This is a genomic window from Ruegeria denitrificans (genome assembly GCF_001458295.1).
Taxonomy (GTDB): domain Bacteria; phylum Pseudomonadota; class Alphaproteobacteria; order Rhodobacterales; family Rhodobacteraceae; genus Ruegeria; species Ruegeria denitrificans.
The window spans coordinates 565319-582879 of the sequence record NZ_CYUD01000001.1 but is presented as its reverse complement, the minus strand read 5'-3'; the positions used below and the strand labels follow the sequence as shown (position 1 = coordinate 582879).

The 17561-nt window shown below is 57.9% G+C and carries 17 protein-coding genes and 1 tRNA gene; 11 read left to right on the top strand and 7 right to left on the bottom strand.

Annotated elements, in window-relative coordinates:
• Nucleotides 1–152: 152 nt before the first annotated feature.
• Genes terL through RUE5091_RS02775 form a run of 3 tightly spaced genes read right to left on the bottom strand, consistent with a single transcriptional unit; the run spans nucleotide 153 to nucleotide 3479 of the window.
• Nucleotides 153–1580 carry a phage terminase large subunit gene (terL, locus tag RUE5091_RS02785; RefSeq protein ID WP_058280321.1) on the bottom strand — a complete coding sequence of 476 codons (1428 nt, stop codon included), beginning with the start codon at nucleotides 1578–1580 and terminating at the stop codon, nucleotides 153–155.
• Entirely contained in the window at nucleotides 1567–2022 is a 456-nt protein-coding gene (locus RUE5091_RS02780; RefSeq protein WP_058280320.1) for a DUF5681 domain-containing protein, read from the bottom strand. The genes terL and RUE5091_RS02780 overlap by 14 nt, the downstream gene beginning before the upstream one ends.
• Nucleotides 2022–3479, bottom strand: coding sequence for a DNA modification methylase (locus RUE5091_RS02775; RefSeq protein WP_058280319.1), 1458 nt, complete (start codon nucleotides 3477–3479; stop codon nucleotides 2022–2024). The genes RUE5091_RS02780 and RUE5091_RS02775 overlap by 1 nt, the downstream gene beginning before the upstream one ends.
• 339 nt (nucleotides 3480–3818) lie before the next feature.
• Between RUE5091_RS02775 and RUE5091_RS02770 the strand changes: the two genes are divergently transcribed.
• From RUE5091_RS02770 to RUE5091_RS02760, 3 genes are read left to right on the top strand one after another with little or no spacing between them, the layout of a single operon-like run.
• Nucleotides 3819–4061, top strand: coding sequence for a DUF3489 domain-containing protein (locus RUE5091_RS02770; protein WP_058280318.1), 243 nt, complete (start codon nucleotides 3819–3821; stop codon nucleotides 4059–4061).
• On the top strand, nucleotides 4058–4465 hold the full coding sequence (locus RUE5091_RS02765) for a DUF2924 domain-containing protein (RefSeq protein WP_082643527.1): 408 nt from the start codon (nucleotides 4058–4060) through the stop codon (nucleotides 4463–4465). Before RUE5091_RS02770 ends, RUE5091_RS02765 begins: the two co-directional genes overlap by 4 nt.
• Nucleotides 4465–6120, top strand: coding sequence for a recombinase family protein (locus RUE5091_RS02760; protein ID WP_058280388.1), 1656 nt, complete (start codon nucleotides 4465–4467; stop codon nucleotides 6118–6120). Before RUE5091_RS02765 ends, RUE5091_RS02760 begins: the two co-directional genes overlap by 1 nt.
• A gap of 334 nt (nucleotides 6121–6454) precedes the next feature.
• On the opposite strand, the gene RUE5091_RS02755 is transcribed toward RUE5091_RS02760, so the two are convergent.
• A tRNA-Ser gene (locus RUE5091_RS02755) sits at nucleotides 6455–6544 on the bottom strand.
• A 202-nt stretch (nucleotides 6545–6746) separates the two neighbouring features.
• On the opposite strand from RUE5091_RS02755, the gene RUE5091_RS02750 reads away from it, so the two are divergent.
• The 8 genes from RUE5091_RS02750 to RUE5091_RS02715 all read left to right on the top strand — a co-directional run bounded on the left by RUE5091_RS02750 (nucleotide 6747) and on the right by RUE5091_RS02715 (nucleotide 14203).
• Nucleotides 6747–7925 carry an SPOR domain-containing protein gene (locus tag RUE5091_RS02750; protein ID WP_058280317.1) on the top strand — a complete coding sequence of 393 codons (1179 nt, stop codon included), beginning with the start codon at nucleotides 6747–6749 and terminating at the stop codon, nucleotides 7923–7925.
• 17 nt (nucleotides 7926–7942) lie between these two features.
• Entirely contained in the window at nucleotides 7943–9109 is a 1167-nt protein-coding gene (locus RUE5091_RS02745) for a D-alanyl-D-alanine carboxypeptidase family protein (protein WP_058280316.1), read from the top strand.
• Complete coding sequence (gene tmk / locus RUE5091_RS02740) at nucleotides 9106–9729, top strand: dTMP kinase (protein ID WP_058280315.1); 624 nt, start codon at nucleotides 9106–9108, stop codon at nucleotides 9727–9729. Before RUE5091_RS02745 ends, tmk begins: the two co-directional genes overlap by 4 nt.
• Before the next feature lie 10 nt (nucleotides 9730–9739).
• Entirely contained in the window at nucleotides 9740–10861 is a 1122-nt protein-coding gene (locus RUE5091_RS02735; RefSeq protein ID WP_058280314.1) for a DNA polymerase III subunit delta', read from the top strand.
• Entirely contained in the window at nucleotides 10858–11664 is an 807-nt protein-coding gene (locus RUE5091_RS02730; RefSeq protein ID WP_058280313.1) for a TatD family hydrolase, read from the top strand. The genes RUE5091_RS02735 and RUE5091_RS02730 overlap by 4 nt, the downstream gene beginning before the upstream one ends.
• Complete coding sequence (locus tag RUE5091_RS02725; RefSeq protein WP_058280312.1) at nucleotides 11661–12458, top strand: MBL fold metallo-hydrolase; 798 nt, start codon at nucleotides 11661–11663, stop codon at nucleotides 12456–12458. Before RUE5091_RS02730 ends, RUE5091_RS02725 begins: the two co-directional genes overlap by 4 nt.
• A gap of 42 nt (nucleotides 12459–12500) precedes the next feature.
• The gene (locus RUE5091_RS02720; RefSeq protein WP_058280311.1) at nucleotides 12501–13433 is read left to right on the top strand and encodes an AEC family transporter; all 933 of its coding nucleotides are present in this window, start codon (nucleotides 12501–12503) and stop codon (nucleotides 13431–13433) included.
• 71 nt (nucleotides 13434–13504) lie between these two features.
• Nucleotides 13505–14203 (top strand): CbiX/SirB N-terminal domain-containing protein, encoded by a 699-nt coding sequence (locus RUE5091_RS02715; RefSeq protein WP_058280310.1) that lies wholly within the window; start codon nucleotides 13505–13507, stop codon nucleotides 14201–14203.
• Nucleotides 14204–14230: 27 nt separating this feature from the next.
• Here the strand turns inward: RUE5091_RS02715 and RUE5091_RS02710 are convergent, their stop codons facing one another.
• From RUE5091_RS02710 to RUE5091_RS02700, 3 genes are all read right to left on the bottom strand, one after another.
• Nucleotides 14231–15241: a diguanylate cyclase domain-containing protein gene (locus RUE5091_RS02710; protein ID WP_058280309.1), complete on the bottom strand. Its 1011-nt coding sequence runs from the start codon at nucleotides 15239–15241 to the stop codon at nucleotides 14231–14233.
• Nucleotides 15238–15825, bottom strand: coding sequence for a heme NO-binding domain-containing protein (locus tag RUE5091_RS02705; protein ID WP_058280308.1), 588 nt, complete (start codon nucleotides 15823–15825; stop codon nucleotides 15238–15240). The genes RUE5091_RS02710 and RUE5091_RS02705 overlap by 4 nt, the downstream gene beginning before the upstream one ends.
• A gap of 121 nt (nucleotides 15826–15946) precedes the next feature.
• A complete protein-coding gene (locus RUE5091_RS02700) occupies nucleotides 15947–17506 on the bottom strand; it encodes a trimethylamine methyltransferase family protein (protein ID WP_058280307.1) in 1560 nt (519 codons plus the stop codon).
• Nucleotides 17507–17561: the final 55 nt, after the last annotated feature.

The window sequence follows — 17561 nt, the reverse complement described above, 5'->3', positions numbered from 1 at the left end:
AAATTATTGAACGTGAGTTGGTCTGGTGTCGTGAACTGGAGTCTGCTTCGGGCTCGAAGCAGTCATCTGATACATTTGGTCAGGTGTCTGCTTAGGGCGGATAGCAGTCATTGCTTGGATGTTTGCACGTCATTCAATGACATTGGCCGAGCTCATAAAACCCTCCCTAATCTACCTTTGTAGCGGGAACAGTGGCGTAATTCGTGTAGGGTATGATCAAGCGCGCGCAATGCTTGCGACATGCTATCGACCTGATCATCATGTTTGCCATTTGGGAAGGCAGCAACTTCGGCCAGAAAGACTTCTTTCCATGGTGCAGACGCTGGTAATCTGACCTGCCCCTGTTCGATCTTTGGAGACTGAATGGACATCCGCTCATCTTTAGAGAGTTTTGGAGTATGTGACCTTACACCTTTCTTGGCCTGACGGCGCAGATGATCGTACACACCGCAACCTGCACCAACCGTTTCGACCACAAGCAGATTTGGCCTCCATTTCTTGCGAAGCTTTGTCGCTTCACTCAGAAGATCCGGTTGCAGGTATTGCTGACGATGAACGTCCAGCAAATCGATGTAGTTGCCAATGAGCCCCCATGTTGTGCAGACAGAATGGTCATTGGATTCCCCGGGAACCGAGGCTGTGTCCCAGCTTTGAATAATTGCTTCGTAATCACTCGAGCGTAGGCTTGGTGGTATCGTAGCGAACCATTCTGGCTTCACGATATTCCCACCTGCGGGCACGGGTGATTGTTGGTATTGCGCCTCGAACTTTGTGCCGCCGATTTCAAGGCGAAGCGCGTTGAGCTCCTCTAGATCAATGTGTTGGGGCAACAGGATGTCACCCTTTCGTCGCGTCCAGACTAAACCGTCCGGCATGGCGACCTTCCTCTCACGAACTTCGATCACCGGAAGCACTAACACTTCCCACAGGCCGGTTTGAATCAGTCGCCCAGGCAGATCATCCGGATGGAGTCGCTGAGCCACCACGGCCACACGCGCTTCTTTGCGTTGATCCAGCCGCATCAAGGCACTACCGCTGAACCACTCCCAAACCTTTTCCCGGTGAGCTTCGGAAAATACATCCTCAGCCTTACTGGGGTCGTCGACGATAAAAAGCTTACCGCCCTTGCCCGTCATTGGTCCGCCCACGGAGGTAGCAATCCTCTGGCCACCCAGTGTTGTACGCAAGTCGGAGACGGTGGCCTTTTTCTTATCAATCTCCAGGTTAGGGAAAATGGCACATGTCAGGTCGTGGTCCATAAGCCGGCGCGATTGCCAGCTGAAGTCTTCCGCAAGACTAGCGCCATAGCTGGCGGTGATGACTTTTGTGGAAGGGTTTCGACCCTGGACCCAGACCGGAAACACAACACTTGCACAAAATGACTTCAGATGACGCGGCGGTAGAATGATCAGCAGCCGCCGGATTTCACCACGCTCCAGTCGTTCCAACTGATAACACAGAGCCCGAAGATACCGGGCCGCATGGAATTTGGCGTCTGGCTGAAGAATGCCAAAGGCAGCCTCAACAAAGGCCATAAGGTTGCTCGCACACAGGGCACGAACGATATCAATAGGCGGCATCGTCATTCCCCTCATTTTCCAAATGGTCACTTTTCTCTGCCAGTTCCGAGCGCGCCGTCTCGACTACACCGACCCAGTCTGCGTAAGTTTCGAGAACACCGAGCAGGTTTTCCGAAAGCTCCGGAGCCTTTGACGCCGACAGATCGGCGTCAGAGATGCCGAGTATCTGAGAGATGAACTTGATGCTGCCCAGATCCCCGTTCATCGCCTTGTTAAACACTGCGACAAGCATGGCTTCCCCCTGGGTCATCTTGACCGCGACTCCATTTTGGTGGACCACGATTTCTTTGGCGGACAGCCTCTTGAGTTGAACAAGCAGCGATTGCTCTTTCTTTTTCTTGCCCGTGGGGTTTCCGGATTGCCCCTTCTGCCATTGGGTGTGTTTGGGTGGCTTCTTGTACCCAACGTCGTATGGCTCATCTGGATCGTTTTCATGTGACATCAGAACGCCTCCTCTTCTGGATTGCCGTCCGGTACGGCAATACTGCAGGCCCTTTCCTGCACGGCGTCGAATGGAACCCCGGTTCCATCGTGCACAGCAGTGCCACCGGTCATCTGCTGCCATCGGCGAATGGCCAGATCGACATATCCCGGTTCAATCTCGACGCCGACGCAACGTCGACGCGTACGCTCAGCCGCCAGGAGCGTCGTGCCGGATCCAAGGAACGGATCGACGACCAGATCTCCGGGTGCGGTCACATCCAGCAAGGCATCCATGACCATGCGAATGGGTTTGACGGTCGGATGAACGTCAAAAGCATCATCCGAGTCTTTGGCTCCGCCGGTCGCCCCAGCATAGTGCCAGACGTTCGAGCGGTTCCGCCCATATATGCCGAGTTGTACGTTGTTGAGATGCCCCTGCCCCGGTTTTCGGACGACGAAGACCAACTCGTGCTGGGAGCGATAAAGGCTGCCCATGCCGGGGTTGGATTTGACCCAGACACAGATGTTGACCGGTTCGAGACCGAGCGTTTGCAGCGCTTCCTCCATCTCACCGACATGACGCCAATCGATGCACGCGAACAAAATACCGCCTGGCCGCAGAACGGTTGAAGCATTTCCGAGGGTTTCAACAAGAAAGCCCGAGAACACTTCACGGCTCATCTCGCCGGAGGCTTCTGCGAACTCCTCAAAGCCCTGCTCTGCCCCGCGCACATGGCCGTTTATATTCACGTTGTAGGGCGGATCTGTAAACACAACATCGGCCAGAGCACCATCGAGCACGACAGCCAGCCTGTCCCTATCACGCGCCGATCCGCAAAGAATGACGTGATCTCCGAGGCGCCACTGATCCCCTGGTTGGCTGACGGGTTTCGTCTGTGCCCCCGCGAACCCGGAGATATCATCGTCGGGGTCTGGTTGGTCGGTCTCGCCCGCGCCAAACTGAATGGCCTCGATTTCCGGCATGGCAAACCCGGGGATCTCGATCTCACCGCTTATCTCGATGATCTCGTTGATCTCAAGGCGCAGATCCTCGGTATCCCATGCGCCGGTCTCTTGCAGTTTGTTGAGCGACAGGGTGAGACGACGGATCTCAACATCGGGCAGATCGTCAACAACGATGCAAGGTACTTTGCCCGCCTCAAGGCGACGAGCGGCCTCAAGGCGGACGTGCCCATCAATCACCTCGTAGCGCTGACCCCCAAGTTTGCTTCGCACCAGGATCGGGATTTTGAACCCAAACCTCTCGATCGCTCGCAGAACTGCATCTTCCTGATCCTTTAGCCCGCGACGCACACGGCGAGGCGCCGCGTCGATAAGGTCGACCGCGATCCAAACAAACAGGAATTCACGAAACGGGTCGTTCTGGAGCGCAACCTGCGGGTCGCGTGACGGACCTGCAGTCGCTTGATTACCGACATCTGCTGCGTCGGACTTGGAGTGTTCTTGATCTTTCACAGCCGTGCCTCCTTGGCTTGGGCCGAGGCACGAGAGACAGGCTGGGGATACATCGCGGGAAGCTGTTACACCAGCCGACACTCTGCGCACCTCTTGGGTTTCGGGTCGGTGGTCGCAAGCTTCCTTCTGCGACGGGTTGGCATTAACATTGCGCCAAAGAACCTCCTGCGTCAAGGAAAATTATCGTTGGTTGACAAACGCTTATAAGGTCCTCAAGTGCTCGCGCCCTTTCGACTGGACTTCTGTTCCGAACAGAGCGTCATTGGTCTCGCGCCCGGGGTTCGGGCGTGGCTCGGTAGGACCGGCAGGGTGCCGATCCGCATATCCGAGGAGACCAGGATGCCAAATCTTACAACCAAATCGAAGCCGGAAACCAAGTCGGCGCTCGTACGCCGCATGCTGGCCCGCAAGGCTGGCGCCGATCTGATCGCCTTGCAGAAAGCCACCGGCTGGCGACCCCATTCGGTGCGCGCCGCGCTCAGCACCCTGCGCAAGGCCGGTTACAAGATCGACCGCCTGCCGCCCGATGCCGATGGTGGAACCGCAACCTACAAGATCACCGCCAAGCCAGCCGCGACATGACCGATCCAACAATCAGCGAGATCGAAGCGATGGACCGGGCGGCGCTGATCGCCACCTGGACCACGCTCTTTGGACCCCCTGTCCCCAAGGGGCTCAGCCAGTCCTTTCTGCGCCGCTTCCTCGCCTTCGAAGTCCAGGCGCGCCGGTATGGCGGATTACCCAAAGGATTTGACACCGATCTCAACCGCCGCGTCGCGGCAGGTCCAACGCCGTCGTCACCGACACTCAAGCCCGGCGGGCGCCTGCTGCGCGAGTGGAACGGCGTGACCCATGCTGTTGACGTTCTGGATCACGGGTATCGTTGGAATGGCGAGGTGTATCGATCCCTCTCCGCCACGGCCCGTGCTATCACCGGTGCCCGGTGGTCGGGCCCCCGGTTCTTCGGCTTGAAGGACGGGCGATGATGGCCCCTTCGAAGATCCGCTGCGCAATCTATACCCGCAAATCTTCAGAAGAGGGCCTGGACCAGGACTTCAATTCGCTCGATGCGCAGTACGAAGCGTGTTCGGCTTATGTCGCCAGCCAGAAGCACGAAGGCTGGTTGCTGGCCCGGGCCCGCTTTGATGATGGCGGGGAGTCAGGCGGGACGTTGGAGCGCCCAGCCCTGACCCGGCTGCTGTCTGAGATCGACGCGGGCCGCATCGGCATGGTGGTGGTCTACAAGATCGACCGCTTGACGCGGTCTCTGGCCGACTTCGCCCGTCTGGTCGAGAGGTTTGAGGCCTCAGGCTGTTCGTTTGTTTCTGTAACCCAGGCCTTCAACACCGCATCTTCAATGGGGAGACTCACGCTCAACGTACTGCTGTCCTTTGCCCAGTTTGAGCGCGAGGTCACCGCCGAGCGAATTCGGGACAAGATTGCAGCGTCCAAGAAGCTGGGCATGTGGATGGGAGGTGTGCCGCCGCTGGGCTATGATCCGCATCCCGACAAGCGGGTCCGGGAGCTTGTCGTCAATGTCACTGAGGCCAAAACGGTCCGAGCACTGTTCGAATTCTATGACCACCACGGCAAGATCACAGATGTCGCATGCGCGGCCGCACATGCGCGTCTGCGCTCCAAGCGTCACCGGTTCTGTTCGGGTCGGGAACAGGGCGGTGGTCCACTGTCCACTGGCCAGATTCACAAGATCCTCACGAACCCGGTCTACCTCGGCCGGATCCGCCACAAGGAGAAGACCTGGCCCGGGCGGCACCCTGCCATCATCGGCCCGGAGTTGTGGCAGAGGGTCCAGGAGAAGCTGCAGGCGGCATCGCGGCGCCGGCGGGGTCGGAAAAATGAGACGGAAGCCGCGCCACTCACCGGCAAGCTCCGGGATGAGACTGGAGATCGTTTGACCCCCACCCACTGCATCAAGGCCGGTAAACGCCATGCCTATTATGTTTCCAACCGGCTGATAAGCAACGGACCCGATCCCACCGGCTGGCGCTTGCCTGGGCGCAAGTTGGAGACAGCGGTGGCGTCTGCGATCGCCGCACATCTCGAACAGGCGACTAAGAAACACAAGTTGCTCGCAACGCCGGATCTGCGCCACGACCCTACGCTGGAAGATCGCGCCAACGCGCTGGCGTCGAAACTGCGCACAAATGCACCAGGCCTCCTGCATCATCTGCTCATCCGCGGTATCATCGCGAAGACCATCTCGCTCGAATTGGATGCAGCAACGCTCGCCGACGCTCTCAGAATATCAATGACCGATCTCGCGCCAGACCTGCTTGAGATCACCGCGCCGTTTCATCTGCGCCGGCGGGGCGTCGAGGCGAAACTGGCAATCCGCGCCCCAGCTCCAGAGCCGGACCGAATCCTTCTGCGCACACTTGTAAATGCGCATCACTGGGCGGCAGGCCTGCGAAATGGTGTTCCAATAAAGACCATCGCACATAATGCCGGTCATCAGACGGTGTTCATTCGCACCCGTGGCCAGCTCGCCTTTCTTTCACCGAAGATCCAGGCTGCGATCCGTGATGGCACACAGCCTCCGGAGCTCACACTTAAACGAATTCTGGAACGGCCTGTTCCGCTCGATTGGAACCTTCAGGACCGGCTTTACGGGTTTACCTGATTACTCCTGAACCCCTCGTGCAGAATTCCCTGCAAAATCGCTGCCCGGCACCCCAGGGAATTGCACACTAACCCATTGATCCACTGAGAAATCTCTGCGTCACATACAACTCAAAGAGCGTCAATGGGAGAAAACCCCCTGTAAATTCCCTGCTGGCAGGGAAAATCAGGGGCAAAACCGACCCCCGGTTTAAGCCGTGTAGAGACGCAGCGGGGAATACGAGAAAATACCGTCTCTGGGTGGTGTCTCCGCACGTTGGAACACGGCGCAAACCTCCGGAATAACGGGACAAAATCCGGAACTCACATTAATGTCTCACGATGAATTGGGTGTGTGGCGGGGAGACAGGGATTCGAACCCTGGGAACGCTCTCACGTTCAACGGTTTTCAAGACCGCCGCATTCGACCACTCTGCCACCTCCCCGCGTGGGGCTGGGTCTAAGGCCAACTGAATTCGGTGGCAAGAGCAAATAGGGAAATCTCGCCTAAGCATGTGCAGTGGTCTTTCCATGACACCCCACCCGCGTTATGATTTCCGCGAGGACCGTAATAGACCGGCAATAAGAGAACCGGCAATTGACGGCGGGGTTAAGGAAACGAGGCCCCTTCAGGCAAGGGATGACAAAATGAAGCGAGCGACTGAGACACGCGTAATGCCTCGACCGTGGGCGGCGCTGGCCGTGACTTTGACGGTTCTGGCAGGGTGCGACGAAGCACTGTCGACGAAAGAGGCTTTACCAGACGCCCCGGATGACGGCTTGCAGACTGACACCACTATCGAACTTTTCCCGGATCATGCAGACAAGTCCCGAGAAACGGTCGAGGCTCCAGAGGCATTCCACGTGTCCGAAGCCGGGTTGTGGGATGGTCGTCCGTCTTTGGGCGGTATCTGGGTCGCCCATCCGGATGTGACCCAACCTGAACGCGTTGTCATTAAGAACCCTGACAACAATAAATCCGTAAAAGGTGCCTTGTTCCGTCGGGAAAGAAACCTGCCTGGTCCGGCCTTGCAACTGTCCTCTGCGGCGGCTGAAGAATTGGGTATTCTGGCGGGTGCGCCGACCAAGGTTCAGGTGACCGCCTTGCGGCGCAAACCAGTGATAAAAGAAGAGACACCCGAAGAGACACCCGCAACTGAAACAGCCGAAGACCAACCGGCTGCCGAGGACACCAAATCAAAAGATGCCGCCGCTGAAACAACCACGGCCGACAGCGAAAAGCCTGCCAAGCGCAAATGGTGGCAAAAGAAGGAAACGGTTGCTGCAGCTGGCGCAGCCGGAGCGGCTGCTGCAGCAACAGGTGACACCGCAGCAGAGGTAACCGAAGAAGCAGTGGAAGAAGTGGTGGAAACTGCAGTCGAAACCACTCCGGCTCCTTCCCTGTCTGACCCCGAAGTTACACCGCCCGAAGAAAAGCCCGCCAAAAGAAAATGGTGGCAAAGGAAAGATCCTAACGAGATCACCGAAACCCCGCTTGACCCTGTCGCAGGCGCTGCAGCAGCGATAGAAGCAGCCGATCCTACCCCGGTCAGTGCTGCCCCAGCGGCGACCAATAACCCGACGTCACAGTCGTTGAGCAAGCCGTTTGTGCAGGTCGGAACATTCAACGTCGAAGCCAACGCCAAAAGCGCGGCCCAGAAAATTGAGCGGAATGGAATGTCCGCCAATATTCGCGAATTGAAGACTGACGACAAAACGGTTTGGCGCGTACTGGTCGGCCCGGCCAAAACTCGCTCCGAACGCAACGCGTTGCAAAGCGACGTCAAGGATCTTGGCTTCTCGGACGCGTTCTCCGTCAAGAATTGAAACAAAGGAGGCCTCACATGCTGTCCTCACTGCGATCATCTGTTTTAACCCTCGGGCTGGCTGTGTTTGCCCTGCCCGCCAATGCCTTTGATACAACGGCCCGCGCGGCATATGTGGTGGATCAGACCACAGGCACGGTGTTGCTATCCAAAGAGGCTGACCAGCCCCTGCCCCCCGCGTCGATGTCAAAGCTCATGACGCTTTACGTCGCCTTCGAGGCGCTGCGCGATGGCCGCCTGACATTGGATGAGACTTTGCCGGTTTCGGAAAACGCCATGAGTTATGGTGGTTCGACCATGTTCCTGAACACGCAGGACCGTGTCCGGGTCGAGGACCTGTTGCGTGGCATTATTGTGTTGTCTGGCAACGACGCCTGTGTGGTGATTGCCGAAGCGCTCAGCCCTGACGGAACCGAAGCTGGGTTTGCCCGCTACATGACCCAACGGGCCAAGCAGATGGGTATGGACAATTCCAACTTTGCCAACTCGAACGGCTGGCCAGCTGCAGGGCATATGATGTCCGTTCACGATCTGGCTGTGTTGGCAAACCATTTGATCTCGGATTTTCCGGAATACTATCCCCTATTTGCCGAGGAAGAGTTTGAATTCGATGGCCGCGCACCGTCAAACAAACGCAATCGCAATCCTCTGCTAAAGCTGGGGATCGGCGCGGACGGCCTGAAAACCGGCCACACGCAAGAGGCTGGGTATGGTCTTGTCGGTTCAGCCAAACAGGGTGACCGCCGGGTGATCTTTGTGCTCTCTGGCCTCGACAGTACCGGTACACGGGCAGAGGAGGCTGAGGCCGTGGTTAACTGGTCGTTTCGAAATTTTATCGAGAGGACAGTTGCCAACGCGGACACGCCGATAGCCGAAGCCAAAATCTGGATGGGCGCGCAAAAGACCGTTGGTCTGGTGCCGCAAGAGGACCTGTCGCTGCTGTTCCCAGTACTGGGTGACAAGAATATCGAAGCCGAGGTTGTCTATGACGGTCCAGTCAATGCGCCGATCGAAAAGGGACAGAAACTGGCCGAGCTGGTTATCAAGCCCGAAGGATTGCCGGAAATCCGCCGCCCTCTGGTGGCGTCTGAAAGCGTCCCGGCCGGGGGCTTCGTAGTGCGCATGATGACTGTGGGCGGCATTGTTCTGACCGATGTGATCGGCAATCCATTGGATGCATTGTGACAAGACCCGGGCTGTTTCTGACCTTCGAAGGCATTGACGGATCAGGCAAATCTTCGCAGGCACGCATGCTGGCCGAGCGTTTGCGCGATCTTGGTCATGATGTCGTGTTGACGCGCGAGCCAGGCGGTTCGGCCGGGGCCGAGGAAATCCGTCGACTGGTTCTGGAAGGCGACCCTGATCGCTGGTCAGCCGAGACGGAACTGCTGCTGTTCACCGCCGCGCGGCGGGATCATCTGGAACGCACAATTGAACCTGCCCTAGCCGCCGGCAAAGTGGTGATTTGCGACCGTTTTGCCGACAGCACCCGTATGTATCAGGGCCTGTCGCGCGGTGATCTGCGCGGGGCAGTCGATCAACTGCATAGCTTGATGATCGGGCGCGAACCTGACCTGACGCTGCTGATCGACATGGACCCGCAAACCGGTCTGGCCCGCGCCAAGGGTCGACAGGGCACCGAAGAGCGGTTCGAGGATTTCGGCATCGACCTGCAACAAAAGATGCGTGCAGGGTTTCTGGCGCTGGCCAAAGAGTTCCCGGACCGCTTCCGCGTAGTTGACGGCAGTCGGGACATGGACAGCGTTGCACAGGATGTGACAGATATCGTTCTGCAAGCTTTGTGACGGACGATAGATGAGCGACGAGACCCCAACCCCGGATCAGGCCCCCGGTGCCCCGCACCCGCGTGAAACCCAGCAACTGTTTGGGCAGACCGTGGCCGAACAGGCGTTTCTGAGCGCCTACACCTCGGATCGGCTGCATCACGGCTGGCTTTTGACCGGCCCTCGCGGGGTGGGCAAGGCGACCCTGGCCTGGCGGATCGCACGCTTTTTGCTGGCAACGCCCCCGATGGAAGAAGACGGGCTGTTCGGGGCCCCTCCACCGCCGGAAACGCTGGCGATTGATCCCGAACACCCGGTCGCGCACCGCATTCTGGCTGGGGCGGAGCCGGGGCTGGCCGCCATCACACGTTCCGTGAACGATCAAGGGCGGCTGCGGAATGAAATCGTCGTTGATGATATCCGCAAGCTGGGGAAATTTTTCGGCCTGTCAACCGCCGATGGCGGACGGCGTGTCGTGATCGTGGATTCGGCAGATGAGATGAACGTCAACGCGGCGAATGCATTGCTGAAAATGCTCGAAGAGCCGCCTGCGCGCACAACATTGCTGTTGGTTTCGCACCAGCCGTCGCGCCTGTTGCCGACGATCCGCTCCCGATGCCGAACCCTGCGCCTTTCCCCGCTGGGACCCGATAATATGCAAGCCGCCCTGAAACAAACCGGTGCGGAACTGCCCACGCAGACCGACCATTTGGCCGCGCTGGCTGCCGGGTCCGTTGGGGATGCGGTACGGCTGATCAATCTGGGCGGACTAGAGATCTATGCCGAACTGATCGCCATTCTGGGCACCCTGCCCCGCATGGATCGCCAGCGCGCGCTGGCCCTTGCCGAAGCCGCCGCCCAGCGCGGCGCGGCAGAGCGGTTCGAACTGCTGTTGACCCTGATAGACGTCGTCCTGTCCCGCCTTGCACTGACAGGCGCAACCGGTACGCCTCCTCTACCTGAGGCGGCACCGAACGAGGCGGAAACGCTGTCGCGCCTGTCCTCGTCTCCATATCAGGCCCGACAATGGGCCGAGGTTGCGGCGACAATCACGGCTCGCGCGCGCCACGGTCAGGCGGTGAACCTTGACCCTGCCGCTTTGGTCCTAGATACGGTGTTCAAGATACAGGAAACCGCCGGTCAGAGCAGATGAGCGACACCCCCCAGATTACCGACAGCCATTGCCATCTGGACTTCCCCGATTTTGAGGGACAGCTGGATCAGATCGTCGGCAATGCCGCCGAAGCAGGCGTGACCCGAATGGTCACGATCTGCACCCGTTTGCGCAACGAACCCACAATTCGCGCCATTGCCGAGGCCCACGCACCCATCTTTTACGCCGCTGGCACTCATCCCATGAGCGCCGCGGATGAGCCGATGGCCACTGTCGACGAACTTGTCGCACTGTCACGACACCCTAAATTTGTGGGCATCGGCGAAACCGGGCTGGATTACCACTACACCGCCGACAGCGCCAAGGTGCAAAAGGAATCGCTGCGCGTCCATATCGAGGCCGCCCAGCGCACCGGTCTGCCGCTGATCATTCACGCCCGCGCAGCCGATGACGACATGGCGCGCATCCTGGCCGAGGAACACCGCAACGCGCGCTATTCCTGTGTAATGCACTGCTTCTCATCCTCGGCGGAACTGGCCCGTGCCGCGCTGGATCTGGGGTTCTACCTGTCTATGTCCGGCATCACCGCCTTCCCCAAAAGCCAAGAACTGCGCGATATTTTTGCGGCTGCACCTGTCGATCGCGTTCTGGTGGAAACCGATGCTCCTTATCTGGCCCCGCCACCTTTTCGCGGCAAGCGCAACGAACCCGCCTATACCGCCTATACCGCCCGCAAAGGGGCCGAGGTGTTTGGGATGGATTACGTCGATTTCGCCGCCCAGACGCAAGCCAATTTCGACCGTCTGTTTACCAAGGCAGCAACCTACGAGGCGGCTGCATGACCCAGCTGCGCTGCACCATCCTCGGCTGCGGTTCGTCCGGCGGCGTGCCGCGACTGGGCGGGCATTGGGGGGATTGCGATCCGCAGAACCCCAAAAACATCCGCCGCCGCTGTTCGATGCTGGTCGAACGTGATGGGCCCGACGGGACAACCTCGGTACTGATCGACACCACCCCCGACATGCGCAGCCAATTGCTGAGCACCGGAACAGGGCGCCTGGATGGTGTGGTTTATACCCATTCGCATGCCGACCACGTCCACGGTATCGACGATCTGCGCATGATTGTTTTCAACATGCGCGAACGCGTTCCGGTTTGGGCCGACGGCGATACGCAGAACGCATTGTTGGGACGGTTCGGATATGCCTTCATTCAGCCCGAAGGCTCTCCCTACCCCCCGATCCTCGACCTGAAATCCATCGACGGTCCGTTTGAAATCGACGGCCCCGGCGGTCCGATCCCGTTTCATCCGTTCAAGGTCAATCACGGCTCGATCGACTCATTGGGATTCCGGATGGGCAAACTGGTCTATCTGCCGGACGTGGCCGAGCTCTATGACGATTCCTGGTCAATGATGGATGGGTTGGATTGTCTGGTCATTGACGCCCTGCGCCGCAAACCTCATCCCACCCACGCACATCTGGACAAGACGCTGGAATGGATCGAGCAGCTGAAACCCAAGCGTGCAGTGCTGACCAACATGCATTTCGATCTCGACTATGTCACGGTCGACGCTGAAACCGCCGATCACATCACCCCTGCCTATGACGGTATGGTGATCCATCAGGATCTATAGGGCGCTGCTGGTGCTGCCCGCGATATCCCTCGGGGTGGCACGATGCTGCAGACTCTGATCGACGTTATCCTGCCGGTCTTTCTTGTGATCGGCGCCGGATACGCAGCGACCCGTATGGGGTATTTCAAAGAAGCTCATGTCGAAGGGTTGATGAAATTTACCCAAGGTTTCGCGATCCCCTGCCTGCTGTTTCAGGCCATCGCGCATCTGGACCTGAGCGCAAGTTTCGACCCCCGGCTTCTGGGCAGCTTTTACGCGGCCGCAGCCCTGTGTTTCACCGCTGGCCTGTTCGGCGCCCGCCTGATCTTTCACCGCGAGTGGGAGGATTGCGTCGCCATTGGCTTTTGCTGCCTGTTTTCAAACTCGGTCCTGCTGGGCCTTCCGATTACGGAACGCGCCTATGGTCCTGAAAACCTTGACGGGAACTACGCCATTATCGCCTTTCACGCGCCATTTTGTTACGCCGTCGGCATCACAGTGATGGAGGTGGTTCGAAACCGAGGCAACGGCGGCAGACGTATGGTTCAATCCGTAATGGCCGCCATGTTCCGCAATGCGCTGATCCTTGGCATTGCGCTGGGGTTTTTCGTCAATCTGTCGGGGGTCGGGGTGCCTGGAATCCTGGACGACGCACTTGGTCTGATAACCCGCGCCGCCCTCCCCGGAGCCTTGTTCGCCCTCGGGGGTGTGCTGGTCAAATACAGACCCGAAGGTGACCTGCGTGCGATTGCCTATGTCTGCGGTATCTCGTTGCTCCTGCACCCCAGCCTTACCTGGCTGTTTGGTACGACAGCGGGCTTGCCGCAGGATTTATTCCGCTCAGGCGTACTGACATCTGCAATGGCCCCAGGTTTTAATGCTTATATATTCGCCAATATGTATGGCCGCGCAAAACGAGTGGCGGCCTCGTCCGTTTTGATTGGAACGGCGGTTTCGATCGTGACGGTATGGTTCTGGCTGACACTTTTAGGCTGACAACGACGTCGTTTGGATTAACTCTGGCGCTGCAGCACATATCTATTGGAAAAGCGAACAGGACTATTCGAATGCACCACGCCCTTATCGTGGCTCATGGCCAACCGTCAGATCCGGACCCTGCCGAACAGGCGTTGGCCGCTTATGCCGCCGAGGTAGACGCTCTGTCCGGCAACGTAAGCGTACAGTCCGCCACGCTGGCGGCACCGGGTGTGTTCGAGCAACGCGTGTCAGAGCTGACGGATGATGCAGTGATTTACCCGCTTTTCATGGCGAAGGGGTGGTTTGTCACCAGCGCCCTGCCAAGACGTCTTGCGGGACGAAATTTGCGCGTTCTCGATCCGCTTGGCGTCGACCCTGACCTTCCTGTCTTGGTGGCCGCGGCTCTGCGTGACCAGTTGGCCGAAAACCAATGGGTAGCCCAAGAAACGGATCTGGTGCTGGCAGCCCATGGCTCGGGTCGCAGCCGCAATCCATCCGCCGTTGCCCGGGCTTTCGTCGGAGCCTTGGCACAGCATCTGACATTCAAGTCCATTCACTTGGGATTTGTCGAAGAACCTCCATCCATTGCCGAAGCCGCAACCGGCCTGTCTGGGCAAGCTCTTTGCCTGCCATATTTCGCCTGTACAGGTGGTCATGTTCTCGAAGATGTCCCGCAGGCTCTGAAAGCAGCCGCGTTCAAGGGTCAGATCTTACCCGTTGTCGGAGAATTACCACTGATCAAGCGCCATATTGCAAGTACTTTGACTCGTGCTTTTCACAAGGCCTAGCCATCTCTGAACATGTTCCGCTCCACTTTAACCGGATGCCGCATCACCTTGCCGATGTCCGGCTAGGGCCGAGTACAGACAGTGGCGGGATCTGCCTTTCCTTTTCGCCTCGTACAATGCCAGATCGGCTGCGTTCAGGATTTCCGCTGACTTTGGGGGCGAAAACTGAGTGGATAGCGCCGTGCCTATACTGGCAGAAATCCGGCAGTAAATTTTTTCGAACACTATCGGTTTCTGCAATCGGTCGATCATGCGTGCCGCAATTGAAGACAAGACGCTTTCATCAATCAAGCCTTTAAAGATGATTACGAATTCATCTCCTCCGATGCGCGCCACCGTGTCATCGTTGCGAGTTTCCTGTACCATGATCCGGGCGGCCTGCTGCAGTACATGATCCCCTGCCGCGTGCCCATATTGATCATTGACCGACTTAAAGAAATCCAGATCAAGATGCATCAGAGCAAATGGCAAATTCGCCGAGATCAGATGCCCCAGCACCATATCCATCGCCCGCCTGTTTTTTAACCCGGTCAGCATGTCGGTAAAAGCTTGCTCTTCGGCCGCCAGCATCGCCCCCTGCAGCCGCAGGTTCAAAGACCGCGAAGCCTCCATCGCGGCGGATTTTGCCTCGACCAGATACAACAGTTCGATCGCAAGGTCGGTACCTGAAAAATCCGCACTGGTCAGGGCATAGTCACGCACCGCATCCAGAATCGAAATCCCAAAGGACAGATTGATGACCGCTCCTTTGCCCTGCGGCAACGGAGCAATCAGGCCCTTCAACGCCGTGCGTGGCGTATCGTGCAGTTTCAGATGTAGTTTTGCCCCGGTCGAGGTCATCAACGCCGAAAGTGTTGTGACGGCGCGAGGACGTACCAGCTCGAATATCTCTAGAAAATCTTTCCCCACCATCGGCTGATCCGGGCGCAATTTCTGCAAGGTCGGCCCCACGCGCAATATTCGCCCATCCTCGTTCACCAGAAGGAACATCGGGCACAATGTTTCCAACAGAGTTCCCAGATCGCCCGTATCCATCATGACTTGCGCGCTCCCAGATCGAATTGGCGCCCCTTGGCGAATGCACTTTCTACCAGAACGATTGAGATGACTTCGGCTTCCCCCTCTCGCCCGTCATGGGACAGCATAGCCAAGGCGCCATAATCGTCGGCCATGGCGCGCAGAATCCCAACCATGACGCTGGGGTATCCGGGCAACCCTGGATGGCAATACAGCTGATATTCTGTCGGAGTGACCTCTATAAGTTCTAGCGCTGGCAAACAGAGGTCAGATACCGACAACCGAACCCGATCGGATAAATCGTCCAGAGAATGCAGGAAATCCACATAGGTGACACCACCAAATCGCAGCAGACGGCGCAAATCTTCCATTTTGGTGTGAGACACCAGATAGGTTCCCAAATCCTCGAGTATCTCGGCGCGTGGACGCTTGAGATCGGCACACAACGCGTCCAGAACCTGGACGGTCATGCAGTCATCATAGACAAGCATGGCCTCAAACTCGGAAAAGCCCAGTTCAGCCATCTCGGTGACGTACAGCCAGCATGACTGTCCGTAAGTCGCGCATACAAATGACTGTATCGCCCGATTGATCAGACCATGCATAAGATGCCCCAGATTGGTTTCTTCCTCAATCTGGCCTGAGACTCCTTAACAAAACCCCAAGATTGGCAATGAGATACCGACAATCCAAACAAGTATCACTGTGGAAATCTTTGACAGAGAATTAGAAATCCGTCGGAGCCCCACCTTCGGCCTTACGGCGGGCGACAAAGTCGGCCAGTTCATCCCGGATCGCGTCATCCAGTGCCGGAGGTTCAAAACTGGTGATGATTTCCTTGAACATGTGATGAGCACGCTCCGCCGTCCAGATGCCACCCGCAACGTTCCAGCCTTCGTAGTTCTTCCAGTCGCTGAGGAAGGGCTGATAGAACGCGGTGGTGTATCGGTCCTGCGTGTGTTGAATGCCAAAGAAGTGGCCGTCATTGCCCACAGCGCGAATGGCATCCAAGGCGATTTCATCGGGGCCGGTCGCCGTAATCTCGGCTTGCATATATCGCTGAATTTGCTGCAGGATTTCGCAATCCATGATGAATTTCTCGGGGCTGGCAATCAGCCCGCCCTCAAGCCAACCTGCCGCGTGATAAACCATATTGGTACCCGACTGAACGGATGCCCACAGAGAGTTCGAGGTCTCCCAAACCGACTGACCATCGGGTACGTTTGCGGCACATACACCCGACGACCGCATTGGCAGGCCGTAAAACCGCGCCATCTGCCCGGTCATCTGGGTTGAACGCATGTATTCCGGTGTACCAAAGGCCGGAGCCCCCGATTTCATATCCACATTGGAGGTGAACGTCCCGATCACACACGGAATACCCGGGCGTACATATTGGAACAGGGCAATCGCGCACAAGGATTCGGCCAGGGATTGCGCCACGGCACCGGCCATCGTCACCGGTGCCATCGCCCCAGCCAGCGTAAAGGGCGTCACAACAATCGCCTGTCCCCGCCGCGCCAGACGGAGGCAGCCGTCAATCATCGGGTGGTCGTGCTTTAGCGGTGAGGTCGAGTTGATGTTCGAATACATCCGAGGAGTTGCTTCGAACTCTTCATGGCTTAGACCGCCAGCAATGCGGACCATCTCCATCACATCCTCGACCCGTTCTTTCCCGAGGCAATAAGCATGCATCGCCTTGTCGGTCAGGGTCAGCTTGTCATAGAGCACATCCAGATGCCGCACGCTGGCGTGGAGATCGACCGGTTCGACCGGATATCCGCCCGCAAAGTGAATGCAGTTGAAATATTGCGTCAGTTTCAACAGGTTGCGACACATTTCCCGATTTCCGGAAACCTTGGTGCCGATCTCCATATCCCAGTAATTCGGCGGCGAGGATACGTTACCGAACACCATGTTCTTTCCGCCAATTTCAATCGTGCGGTCCGTATTGCGCGGAGTGATTGTGAAGCTTGACGGTACCTTGCCCACCATCTCCATGACAAAGTCGCGGCCCATGCGGACATTGTCGCCCTCGACCATACACCCCGCCTCGCGCAGAATGCCCTTGGCTTCTACGTTGTAGAACTCGACCCCGATCTCTTCGAGGATGCGCATGGCCCCCTCATGGATCGCCTCGATCCCGTCCTGATCCAGTGGCTCGGTCGGATGGTCGATGTTGATCGGTGGATTCCACGGCATCTGGTCAATCACCGCAGTGCCTCTGCGTTCGGCAGCTCCGGCCCGTCCACCGCTACGACGCCTGCGCGTTTTTGTGTCTGCCATTTGATCCTCCGGAGCTTGCGTTATCACAAGCAAGCCCCGAAGGCCGAAATCAAGC